Origin of the sequence: Aeromonas sp. 159 (genome assembly GCF_963862045.1) — a bacterium.
Taxonomy (GTDB): Bacteria; Pseudomonadota; Gammaproteobacteria; order Enterobacterales; family Aeromonadaceae; genus Aeromonas; species Aeromonas veronii.
In genome coordinates, this window is the sequence record NZ_CAWLMI010000032.1 from 15,236 (window position 1) to 25,886 (window position 10,651).

Annotated in this window: 12 protein-coding genes; 3 read left to right on the top strand and 9 right to left on the bottom strand. The window is 57.0% G+C overall.

Going from position 1 to position 10,651, the window contains the following annotated elements; translation table 11 throughout:
* Positions 1 to 6: 6 nt before the first annotated feature.
* The 5 genes from deoA to AACR14_RS06435 form a co-directional block, all read right to left on the bottom strand.
* The gene (gene deoA / locus AACR14_RS06415) at positions 7 to 1,338 is read right to left on the bottom strand and encodes a thymidine phosphorylase (RefSeq protein WP_019445563.1); all 1,332 of its coding nucleotides are present in this window, start codon (positions 1,336 to 1,338) and stop codon (positions 7 to 9) included.
* A 109-nt stretch (positions 1,339 to 1,447) separates the two neighbouring features.
* Complete coding sequence (deoC, locus tag AACR14_RS06420) at positions 1,448 to 2,221, bottom strand: deoxyribose-phosphate aldolase (RefSeq protein WP_019445564.1); 774 nt, start codon at positions 2,219 to 2,221, stop codon at positions 1,448 to 1,450.
* Positions 2,222 to 2,645: 424 nt separating this feature from the next.
* Positions 2,646 to 2,816, bottom strand: coding sequence for a XapX domain-containing protein (locus AACR14_RS06425; protein WP_005340467.1), 171 nt, complete (start codon positions 2,814 to 2,816; stop codon positions 2,646 to 2,648).
* A 125-nt stretch (positions 2,817 to 2,941) separates the two neighbouring features.
* Positions 2,942 to 4,216, bottom strand: coding sequence for a NupC/NupG family nucleoside CNT transporter (locus AACR14_RS06430; RefSeq protein WP_019445565.1), 1,275 nt, complete (start codon positions 4,214 to 4,216; stop codon positions 2,942 to 2,944).
* Between the two features lie 222 nt (positions 4,217 to 4,438).
* Complete coding sequence (locus AACR14_RS06435; RefSeq protein WP_019445566.1) at positions 4,439 to 5,212, bottom strand: TatD family hydrolase; 774 nt, start codon at positions 5,210 to 5,212, stop codon at positions 4,439 to 4,441.
* Between the two features lie 41 nt (positions 5,213 to 5,253).
* Here AACR14_RS06435 and tppF point away from each other — a divergent pair, with 41 nt between their 5' ends.
* Positions 5,254 to 5,868, top strand: coding sequence for a type IVa pilus pseudopilin TppF (gene tppF, locus AACR14_RS06440; protein ID WP_026034953.1), 615 nt, complete (start codon positions 5,254 to 5,256; stop codon positions 5,866 to 5,868).
* A gap of 325 nt (positions 5,869 to 6,193) precedes the next feature.
* Here tppF and luxS read toward each other — a convergent pair whose 3' ends face one another.
* From luxS to AACR14_RS06465, 4 genes are all read right to left on the bottom strand, one after another.
* Complete coding sequence (gene luxS / locus AACR14_RS06450) at positions 6,194 to 6,703, bottom strand: S-ribosylhomocysteine lyase (protein WP_011704660.1); 510 nt, start codon at positions 6,701 to 6,703, stop codon at positions 6,194 to 6,196.
* 18 nt (positions 6,704 to 6,721) lie between these two features.
* Entirely contained in the window at positions 6,722 to 7,315 is a 594-nt protein-coding gene (locus tag AACR14_RS06455; protein ID WP_272942506.1) for a transglycosylase SLT domain-containing protein, read from the bottom strand.
* A 61-nt stretch (positions 7,316 to 7,376) separates the two neighbouring features.
* Positions 7,377 to 7,715, bottom strand: a complete 339-nt coding sequence (glnB, locus tag AACR14_RS06460) for a nitrogen regulatory protein P-II (RefSeq protein WP_005308848.1) — start codon at positions 7,713 to 7,715, stop codon at positions 7,377 to 7,379.
* 9 nt (positions 7,716 to 7,724) lie between these two features.
* Positions 7,725 to 9,347: an NAD+ synthase gene (locus AACR14_RS06465; RefSeq protein ID WP_019445569.1), complete on the bottom strand. Its 1,623-nt coding sequence runs from the start codon at positions 9,345 to 9,347 to the stop codon at positions 7,725 to 7,727.
* Positions 9,348 to 9,493: 146 nt separating this feature from the next.
* On the opposite strand from AACR14_RS06465, the gene AACR14_RS06470 reads away from it, so the two are divergent.
* Together AACR14_RS06470 and AACR14_RS06475 are read left to right on the top strand one after the other, a co-directional pair.
* Entirely contained in the window at positions 9,494 to 10,012 is a 519-nt protein-coding gene (locus tag AACR14_RS06470; protein WP_019445570.1) for a GspH/FimT family pseudopilin, read from the top strand.
* Positions 10,013 to 10,110: 98 nt separating this feature from the next.
* Positions 10,111 to 10,638 (top strand): GspH/FimT family protein, encoded by a 528-nt coding sequence (locus AACR14_RS06475; RefSeq protein WP_019445571.1) that lies wholly within the window; start codon positions 10,111 to 10,113, stop codon positions 10,636 to 10,638.
* Positions 10,639 to 10,651 lie beyond the last annotated feature (13 nt).

Here is a 10,651-nt window from a genome sequence, read left to right on the forward strand (position 1 = left end):
CCCTTGTTACAAATCGGCCAGGGTGATACGGCGGTACACTTCAGGCAGTGCTTCCGGCCGCTCGCCACCAATCCGGACAGCCGCCTGCACCATGCTGGCAGCCTGAGCATATTGCTCTTCAGTCTGAGCGTGGATCATCGCGATCGGCTTGTCAGCATCGACGCTTTGACCCAGGCGGATAAAGTCGGTCAGACCGACCGCATAATCAAGTTTGTCACCGGCAGCGCGCCGACCACCGCCCATGGCGACCACAGCCAGACCCAGTTCGCGGGTATCCATGGCTGTCACAAAACCGCTGTTGGCCGCGTAGACCGGGCGCACGATGGCAGCCTTGGGCAGGTAAGCGTCATAACGCTCCATAAAATCGGCCGGGCCACCGAGACCTGTCACCATGCGACCGAAGATCTCGGCCGCCTTACCGTTATCCAGCACCGCCTGCAGCTTGGTGCGGGCATCGCGCTCGTCGCTGGCCAGACCGGCGGAGATCAGCATCTCGGCGCACAGCGCCATGGTCACTTCGTGGATGCGCGGGTTGCGATATTCACCGGTCAGGTAGCGCACCGCTTCACGCACTTCCACCGCGTTACCGGCGCTGGAGGCCAGCACCTGGTTCATATCGGTCAAGAGCGCAGAGGTGCGGCAACCGGCACCGTTGGCCACGGCCACAATGCTCTTGGCCAGCTCTTCGGACGCTTCGAAGGTCGGCATAAAGGCGCCGGAGCCCACTTTCACATCCATCACCAGCGCTTCGAGCCCGGAGGCGAGCTTCTTGGAGAGAATGGAGCCGGTGATCATGGCGACAGATTCGACGGTGGCGGTGATGTCCCGTACTGCATAGATACGCTTGTCAGCGGGGGCGAGATCGCCGGTCTGGCCGATGATGGCGACACCCGCCTCTTTCACCACTTTCAGGAAACGATCGTTGTCGACCGAGGTCTGGTAGCCGGGAATGGCGTCCAGCTTGTCGAGGGTACCGCCGGTGTGGCCCAGACCACGGCCGGAGATCATCGGCACGAAACCGCCGCAGGCAGCGACCATCGGGCCAAGCATCAGGGAGACAACGTCACCCACACCGCCGGTGGAGTGTTTGTCGACAATCGGGCCACCCAGATTGAGGTGATCCCAGGTCAGCACCATGCCGGAGTCGCGCATGGCGCAGGTCAGGGCAACCCGCTCATCCATGGTCATGTCTTTGAAGTAGACCGCCATCGCCAGCGCGGCGATCTGCCCCTCGCCGATGGTGTTATTGGTAATGCCCTGAACGAAGAATTGAATTTCTTGGGTACTGAGCGCTTCACCGTTGCGCTTCTTGCGAATAATTTCTTGAGGCAAAAACATCTTTCATTCCCTCCGCCATTGCTGGCGTTACACAAGCCTGAATCCTTGCCCGCACACCGCATGGTGGGGGCTAACAGGGCGGACAGCGGTCCGCCCTCTCATCAACCTATTAGTAACCGCTGGTGTTGGCCGGCTTGTCGCCATGCCCCAGAGTGGCCAGCAGACTGGCCAGCAGGCTGGATGCACCAAAGCGGAAGGTACGGGCGGATACCCAGTCGTTGCCGAGGATCTCTTCGGCCATGGCCAGATACTGACCGGCAACGGCGGCATCTTTCACGCCACCAGCAGGCTTGAAGCCAACTTTCGGATTCTTGGCCTTGATCACTTCCATCATGATCCGCGCCGCTTCCGGTGTCGCATTGACCGGCACCTTGCCGGTGGAGGTCTTGATGAAGTCGGCACCGGCATCGATGGAGATTTCGGAAGCGCGACGGATCAGCGCCTCTTCTTTCAGCTCGCCGGTTTCGATGATCACTTTCAGCAGCACGTTGGCACCACAGGCCTCTTTACAGGCTTTGACCAGATCAAAACCGATCTGTTCATTGCCAGCCATGAAGGCGCGATACGGGAACACCACGTCCACTTCGTCAGCACCGTAGGCGACAGCGGCACGGGTCTCGGCCACGGCGATCTCGATGTCGTCGTTGCCGTGCGGGAAGTTGGTCACGGTCGCAATGCGTACATCGGCAGCGCCGATCTCACGCAGGGTCTTGCGAGCGATAGGAATAAAACGGGGATAGATGCAGACGGCGGCAGTCAGGCCAGCCGGTGACTTGGCCTTATGGCACAGGTCGATCACCTTCTGATCGGTGTCGTCATCGTTCAGGGTGGTCAGGTCCATCAGGTTCAGGGCGCGCTGAGCGGCCACTTTCAGATCAGTCATTCTGTTCTCCAAAGTCTCGATTTAATCCAGATAACCGGGCGCCACCATACCATCCAGCAATGGATGCACAGGCAGTAATCCCCAGCTATACGGGAATGGAATTACAGTGCGAAGGCACCGGCACTATCGGGATGCTATTCAAAACACCCTGCAGGCACTGCGACTGTAAATAAGGCAAGAGCCCTGTCACTTTCTTACAAAAGTGCGGACTTGGTTCCATGAAGACTTGAGAAAGGCCGACAACATCTGACCCGACTTCCCAATCAATTCCATTTGACCGCCAACACCCGATTTCATCGAGTATTAGTCATTGCCAGCACCCTGCTGGCAATGCCTATTTCAGCCGAGATACCCCCTGTTTGCAAGCCGGATTTGCCAATTTCAGAGGTACCTCACATCTGGCAAATCCAGGTCTAAAAAAGCCTTACGAAAAGAAACGGGTCAGGATCCAGGAGTAGGCCAATCCCCCCAGATAGACCCCGACGATCCCCATTACCCCGGACAAAACGGGAGGCGCCGGGATCGGCAATTTGAGGAAAGAAAACAACAAACCAACTATAAAGCCGGCCACCATCGCCAGTAGCACTTCATTCATATAACCTCCGATTTGACTCATTTTATTATTAGTTTAGATAGGAAAACGGTTGTCACCGCTCCATACGCGAACGCCACGGCAGATGCCGTGGCGTTCGTGTTTATACCCTGTCAGTCAGGCGGCGATTACATGCCGGACAGTGCCAGGAAGAAGCCTGCGATAGTGGCAGACATCAGGTTGGACAGAGAGCCAGCCAATACGGCTTTCAGGCCAAAGCGTGCAATGGTGCCGCGGCGGTTCGGCGCCATGGACCCCAGACCACCCAGCAGGATGGCAACAGAGGAGAGGTTGGCAAAACCACACAGCGCGAAGGAGATGATCGCCTTGGTGTGATCGGACATGGCCACACCGTTGATCAGCACTTCGTCTTTCAGGTACGGAGCGAAGTTCAGGTAAGCCACGAACTCGTTCACTACCAGCTTCTGACCGATGAAGGAACCGGCAACCACTGCTTCATTCCAGGGCACACCGATCAGGAAGGCCAGCGGGGAGAAGATCCAGCCCAGCAGCAGTTCCAGAGAGAGTTGCGGATAACCGAACCAGCCACCCACACCGGAGAAGATGCCGTTGATCATGGCGATCAGACCGATGAAGGCCAGCAGCATGGCGCCGACGTTCAGAGCCAGTTGCATACCGGCAGAGGCGCCAGCAGCAGCAGCGTCAATGACGTTGGCAGGCTTGTCATCCAGCTCGGCATCGGCAGAGCTTTCGTCGTAGTTCGGGGTCTCGGTCTCGGGAACCAGCAGCTTGGCGAACAGCAGACCACCCGGTGCAGCCATGAAGGAGGCAGCAATCAGGTATTCCATCTTCACGCCCATGGAGGCGTAACCGGCCAGTACGGAACCGGCAACGGAAGCCAGACCACCACACATGACGGCGAACAGCTCGGAGTCAGTCATCTTGGAGATGTAAGGACGAACCACCAGCGGCGCTTCGGTCTGACCGACGAAAATGTTGGCAGTTGCAGACAGGGATTCGGTGCGAGAAGTACCCAGTACTTTCTGCAGACCGCCGCCCAGCAACTTGATGACCATCTGCATGATGCCCAGGTAGTAGAGCACTGCAATCAGGGAAGAGAAGAAGATGATGACCGGCAGAACACGGAAGGCAAAGACAAAGCCGCCGCCACCGAACACTTCAAACATCTTGTTGCTGACCAGACCGCCAAACAGGAAGTCGATCCCGTTCTGGCCGTAGCTGATCACGCTGGATACCGCGTCGGACACGCCGACCAGGATATCGCGACCAACCGGAACATAGAGAACAAACGCCCCCAGACCGGCTTGAATTGCGAACGCACCGACAACGGTACGGACGTTGATTGCCTTGCGATTGCTGGAGAACAGCACCGCGATAAGGACGAGCGTCGCCATCCCTACCAGACCCATGAACAAATTCATTATTATCTTCCTCTAGTAGCACCTGGCTTGTTAGCGAGTTGTTATTAAACCCAACTAATCAAGGGGAGCGCATTATACTAATTAAAGTCCGATAAAATAGAATGCTGGTCACATTTTATCGTTATCAAAATGTCCAAGTGTCACAAAATTAGACAGCAAACGATTTTTACGCTCATTTTTTTTCCTGACAACTAAATCAGGTGTTGCGAATTTGTTTCATGGCTATTGGTCGTGATGGAAAATATGTCGGGCAGTTTCAAATAACACCTTGGCAACATCTGCCGATGGTTCATCCCGCAAAGTCATCAATATTTCCGCTATTTTCGGCAGCGCTTCCGGGGTATTCCGGGTGCCTTGCTCACCTTGTAACGGCATATCGGGCGAATCGGTTTCCAGCACCAGAGCCTCGAGCGGCATAGCCCGAAATACCTCTCGCGTCTTGTTCGCACGTTCAAAACTGATTACCCCGCCCACCCCGAGTCGAAAGCCCTGTTGCCAGAAAGCCTCCGCCTGCTGCAATGAACCGCTGAAAGCATGGATCACCCCGCCACGAGGCGGCTTGAAGCGGCGCAACAGCTTGGTCACAGTGTCATTGGCGCGCACCGAGTGGATCATCAGGGGAAGCCCGACATCGGCAGCCAGCCGGATCTGAGCCTCAAACAGCGCAAGCTGCCCCTCCTGCGGCACGTGAGAACGGAGGTCCAGCCCGCACTCGCCAATGGCCACCAGCCCGGCAGGCTGGCTCATCACCAGCATTCGCAACCGCTCCATCACCCCCTCCCGCTGTTCACCGGCATACCAGGGATGAATGCCCAGACCATAAAAGAGGCCGTCATGTTGCTCTGCCAGTGCCATCACACGAGTCCAGTTATCCTCTGCGATGGCAGGAATGATATACTCCGTCACCCCTAATGCCCGACAACGGGCCAGCAGCGCCTCCCTGTCCTGGTCGAACACCGGAAAGTCGAGATGGCAATGGGTATCTATCAGCTGCATATCACTCACACCTGTTTGCGGTATTTAATGGGTCATTGAACATGATGAACAACAGAAACAACGGCTTTACCCTGATTGAACTGGTGCTGGTGATCATAGTGCTGGGGATCCTGGCCGTCACCGCCCTGCCCCGCTTTATCAATATCAAGGATGATGCCCTGAAAAGCACGGTCTCGGCGACCGCTGGCAGCTTTGCAAGCGCAGTTCAGCTGGCTCATGCTGGCTGGGCGGTGAAAGTGCAGGGACAAGACCTCGCACTGTATAACTTCAGTGGGATGGGCAATAAAGATTTGGATATCAACCACTACGGCTGGCCTGTGGGGACAAAAGAGGATCAGGGTAATCAAGGTGTTGATATTGTTTTCCCCGGAGGCACAAGTGACCAGATATCGGTCAGTAGCCCGGATGACTGCAAACTACTTTTCACTGGATTACTTGATACCAATCAAACCGTTCCTGACCTAGCAGACAAAAATACGGACACAGACTACACCTCTGAGATCATTGCTGCAGATGACCAAATTGACGGGGGGCTACGTCACGATAACTGCCGTTATATTCTTCGCGATTCTATCGGCCGCCTCCCGGATCACCCCAACGGCCTCGGCTTCGAGTACAACAGCGTTACCGGTGCCGTGACCCGCAATTTTGATTGAGCTCAGCCTCTTCTGCGCAAGCTCGCTCTTTGCTTGAATCATCATCATAACGAACCGGCGTACAGCAGCGCCGGTTCTCCTGGGTGAGGCCCCACTCCTCGCACCACGCGTCGTAACGGGCCAGCCAACGCAGCAATATCCCCTTCATCGTCGCACCTCCGCCAACAGGTTCAGGTCAAAAACCATCCTAATCAGAGTCGGCAAGGGGAGCAAGTCATCCCCATAACCGCGATCAGGCGGAATAAAAAAGAGCCGGTCAGCATGGCTGACCGGCTCTTTTAACATTCCCTGAAGAGGTTATCCGATGAGCGACAGCTCATCAGCCTCACAGACTCTTCAGCTTCTCTTCCGGCAGGGCCAGCTCGTCATTGCGGTTGACGCCGATGCCGCGCTCCAGCACGTGACGGGCGATGGCATGGGCCTCTTCCAGCGAGTGCATGCTGTAGGTACCGCACTGGTATTCGTTCAGCTCGGGGATCTTGCCCTGCTCCTGCACGGTCAGCACGTCGCTCATGGCGGCCTGCCAGGCGGCGCCAACCCGGGCTTCGTCCGGTGCACCGATCAGGCTCATGTAGAAGCCGGTCCGGCAGCCCATGGGGGAGATGTCGATGATCTCCACCCCATTGCCGTTCAGGTGATCACGCATGAAACCGGCAAACAGGTGCTCGAGGGTGTGGATGCCGCGCTCGGAGAGGATCTCCTGGTTCGGCACGCAGAAACGCAGGTCGAACACGGTAATGGTGTCCTTGTTCGGGGTCTGCATGGTCTTGGCCACACGCACCGCCGGCGCAGCCATGCGGGTGTGGTCAACGGTAAAACTGTCCAATAACGGCATTTCTGACTCCTGATTTGGTTACCAGAACCAGCCCCCGCTGGAGAGCTGATCCTTGCATTGTCGATACTGGGCGCCGTAGCGCTGGGCGCGGGCCTCCACCTTGCGGGATGTCTTCATCAGCCATCCCTTGCTGCGGTAGCTGCCACGCCGATAGCCACCCCACCCTTCGTGATAGTTGAGATACTGGCCATACGCATCCCACTTGGAGGTGCCGTTCAGCCGCTGGGCCTTGTGAGTGTACCAGCCCATGAAGTCGATGGCGTCGGCAAAGTCGTCGCGATCGCTCCAGCCGTTGCCGGTTTCCCGCTGGTAGTCAGCCCAGGTTTCATCTTTGACTTGGGCATAGCCGTAGGCCGAACTGGCCCGCCCGGTCGGGATGAAGAGGAAATACTGCATCGGCGGCTGGGCATCGTGCACGAAGGAGGACTCCTGATACATCATGGCCATCACCACGTGGATCGGGGTTCCCCACTTCTCGTTCATCTTGAGCGCCGCCTTGTGCCAGTCCGGTTTCTCGCGAAAGATCTGGCACAGGTTTTCCGGCTGGGCCGGCGGCCGGGTACTGCAGGCGGTCAGACCGGCCAGCAGGCCGGCCACCGCAACGAGGCGCATCCAGGACATCAGCGGGATCGAGTCTCCATTCGTTGGCTCATCACGAGGCTCTGCCATCTCATCAGATGGCGTCTTCGTTCTCTTCGCCGGTACGGATACGAATGACGCGCTCCACCTCGCAGACGAAGATCTTGCCGTCACCAATCTTGCCGGTGCGGGCGGTGTTCTGGATCGCTTCCAGGCAGGCATCCAGATCCTCGTCCTGCACCACCAGCTCCACCTTCACCTTGGGCAGGAAGTCGACCATGTACTCGGCGCCGCGATAGAGCTCGGTGTGGCCTTTCTGACGGCCGAAGCCCTTGACCTCGGACACTGTCATGCCGTTGATGCCGATCTCGGCCAGGGCCTCGCGCACATCGTCCAGCTTGAACGGTTTGATGATGGCTTCAATCTTCTTCATGGTGACTCCTTACCAGTTCTGTTTGCCAAACCCGGACGTGATGGGGTAACGGCGATCCTTACCAAAGTTGCGGGCCGTGATGCGGGGCCCGACCGCCGCCTGACGGCGCTTGTATTCGTTGAGATCCACCAGCCGGATCACCTTGCGCACCACCGCCTCTTCGAAGCCCTCCGCCACCATGTCGGCCACAGAGGCATCCTCTTCCACGTAGCGCTTGAGGATGGCATCCAGGATGTCATAGGGCGGCAGGCTGTCCTGATCCACCTGGTCCGGCGCCAATTCTGCCGAAGGGGGACGGTCGATGACCCGCTGCGGGATCACATAATCGACGGTATTGCGGTATTCGCACAATTTGAAGACCAGTGTCTTGGGGACATCTTTCAGCACATCGAAGCCACCGGCCATGTCGCCGTACAGGGTGGCGTAGCCCACCGCCATCTCACTCTTGTTGCCGGTGGTCAGCACGATACGGCGACGCTTGTTGGAGAGCGCCATCAACAGCACGCCACGGCAGCGCGCCTGCAGGTTCTCTTCGGTGGTGTCGCGGGCAGTCCCTTCAAACAGCGGCGCCAGCTGGGCCATAAAGCCTTCGAACATCGGCTCGATGGAGATGATATTGAACTCCACCCCCATCCGCTCGGCCTGCTCCTTGGCATCTTCCACGCTCATCTGGGCGGTGTAGCGGAATGGCATCATCACCGCCTGCACCTTGTCGGCGCCGATGGCATCGGCCGCGATGGCCAGGGTCAGTGCCGAGTCGATGCCGCCGGAGAGGCCCAGCACGGCGCCGTGGAAGCCGTTTTTGGTGACATAGTCGCGTACCGCCAGCACCAGCGCCTGATAGGTCTCGGCCAAAGGATCGAGCGGGGCAGCCGGTTCCCGCTCTTTCACCGGCTGGCCATCGGCAAAGCGCACCAGCGCCAGCTCTTCGGCAAACGGAGCCAGCTTGTGGGTCAGCTCGCCCTGGCTGTTGAACACCTTGGAGCAACCGTCGAAGATCAGCTCGTCCTGACCACATACCTGATTGAGGTAGACCAACGGCAGACCGGTCTGATCGCAGCGCTCGGCCATCAGCTCGCGGCGGATCCAGGGTTTCTCCTGATCATAGGGCGAAGCATTGATGGTGAGCAGCAGCTCGGCTCCCGCCGCCTTGGCGGCCAGCGCCGGACCCGGCTGCCAGAGGTCTTCACAGATGAGCAACCCCAGCTGATGACCACGGAAGGGGACCACACAGGTCTCGGTTGCCGCAGTGAAGTAGCGCTTCTCGTCGAATACCCCATAGTTGGGCAAATCCTGCTTGAAGTAGCGTGCGACCAGCTTGCCTTGCTCGTAGAGGGAGGCGGCGTTGTAGAGTGCCTCCCCGTCGCGCCAGGGGTGACCCACCAGAATGGCGCAAGCCCCCTGCCATGCCGCGATGCGGGCCAGGGCGGCCTCCACCCGGATCATCAGATCGGCGCGCAGCAGCAGATCTTCCGGCGGATAGCCGGTCAGAGCCAGTTCGGAGCAGACCAGCAGATCGGCACCTTGCCGATCGGCCTCGGCGGCTGCCGCCAGCACCTTGTCACAGTTATCTTCGATGGCGCCTACCGTCAGATTCAACTGGGCAAGCATCAGAGAGAGGGCTTTTGCCATGGCGATGCATCTTGAATTCGAAAATGATGGGGAATGATAAAGAAAAGGGGGGCAATCTGCCAGTTCAAGACAGGCGTAACCGTGTGACAGCAACATGCGGGAAGGATAAGCTGTAGATAGTCACGGAACGACAGGCCTTCGCAGATATGAAAAACGCCGGATTTACCCTGATGGAGTTGATGATAGCCATTGCACTGGGCGTCATTCTGTTGGGGATTGGTATTCCTTCCCTCTCTAACCTGCTTGGCAGCAATAATTTGGCGACCCAGGAAAAAAGTCTTCTCAACCACTTAAACTATGCCAGACAACAGGCTATCTCTAACCAGCAAACGGTTACTCTCTGCCTGACCACTATCAATAATTCTGTAGAAGAGTGCGTTACTGCCAATCAAAATGGAGCGACCCGGCAGATCGCTTTTATCGATACTAATAGCGATCAGAAGCTCAATGGCAGCGAAACAACTCTGACGGCAAGTCCCGAGTTTCCTGCAGAACTGGCCATTTCTGCAGATGCACAGGCGCTGCGCTTCACCCCTGATGGCACCATTACGTCTGATAGCGAGGTCATCTTTTCACTCTGTGTAAGCGGTGAAAAGGGCATTGAGATTGCAGTTATGCCTGCCGGGCGTGCCCATAGCCAGGCAAGTGGTGCTGTATGTCCATGACCTGCGTTAACTACTGCGAAACACACACGAGCACAAAAGGATCCATTTCAATCCAATAGCTATGCTTAGAGTCTCCTTTGAACAAGGACTCATACGCTATGGCACGAAATGGATTTACCCTGCTTGAGTTTTTAATATCTGCAAGCCTGACAACCATCCTGTTGACCTTGGGACTGCCGTCATTGGCAAATCTGCTGACATCTACCAACAGCGACATCTACACAAGAAACCTGCAGGACCACCTGATCTTCGGCCAACGGCAAGCCATCACACAGCAGCAACCCGTCACAGCATGTCTTGCCATGCCTGTCAGAAACTCCACAAAAGAAGGTTGTGTACTCGCAAATCAAACCGGCGCTCAGCGCATGCTTGTCTTTATCGACACCAATCAGGATCGCCAATTCGATATTGCAAATGGCGATATCTTGTTATCAGCAACAGAACCCTTTCTTGAAAAACATACCGTGACGGCCAATCGACAATTTGTGCGATTTAGTCCAGATGGCACTGCGATTGGCACCAACATGACACTCCGGTTTTGTATCGACCAGGCACCTCGAGTCGATATCATCGTTTCCCCATCCGGCAGAAGCAGAAGCGAAAAAAAGGGGCTGAGTTGTTCTTAGCCCCTTTACCCTA

Coding starts and splice junctions, on each gene's coding strand:
- deoA (WP_019445563.1), bottom strand. CDS start 1,338: ATGTTTTTGCCTCAAGAAATTATTCGCAAGAAGCGCAACGGTGAAGCG.
- deoC (WP_019445564.1), bottom strand. CDS start 2,221: ATGACTGATCTGAAAGTGGCCGCTCAGCGCGCCCTGAACCTGATGGAC.
- AACR14_RS06425 (WP_005340467.1), bottom strand. CDS start 2,816: ATGAATGAAGTGCTACTGGCGATGGTGGCCGGCTTTATAGTTGGTTTG.
- AACR14_RS06430 (WP_019445565.1), bottom strand. CDS start 4,216: ATGAATTTGTTCATGGGTCTGGTAGGGATGGCGACGCTCGTCCTTATC.
- AACR14_RS06435 (WP_019445566.1), bottom strand. CDS start 5,212: ATGCAGCTGATAGATACCCATTGCCATCTCGACTTTCCGGTGTTCGAC.
- tppF (WP_026034953.1), top strand. CDS start 5,254: ATGATGAACAACAGAAACAACGGCTTTACCCTGATTGAACTGGTGCTG.
- luxS (WP_011704660.1), bottom strand. CDS start 6,703: ATGCCGTTATTGGACAGTTTTACCGTTGACCACACCCGCATGGCTGCG.
- AACR14_RS06455 (WP_272942506.1), bottom strand. CDS start 7,315: ATGCGCCTCGTTGCGGTGGCCGGCCTGCTGGCCGGTCTGACCGCCTGC.
- glnB (WP_005308848.1), bottom strand. CDS start 7,715: ATGAAGAAGATTGAAGCCATCATCAAACCGTTCAAGCTGGACGATGTG.
- AACR14_RS06465 (WP_019445569.1), bottom strand. CDS start 9,347: ATGGCAAAAGCCCTCTCTCTGATGCTTGCCCAGTTGAATCTGACGGTA.
- AACR14_RS06470 (WP_019445570.1), top strand. CDS start 9,494: ATGAAAAACGCCGGATTTACCCTGATGGAGTTGATGATAGCCATTGCA.
- AACR14_RS06475 (WP_019445571.1), top strand. CDS start 10,111: ATGGCACGAAATGGATTTACCCTGCTTGAGTTTTTAATATCTGCAAGC.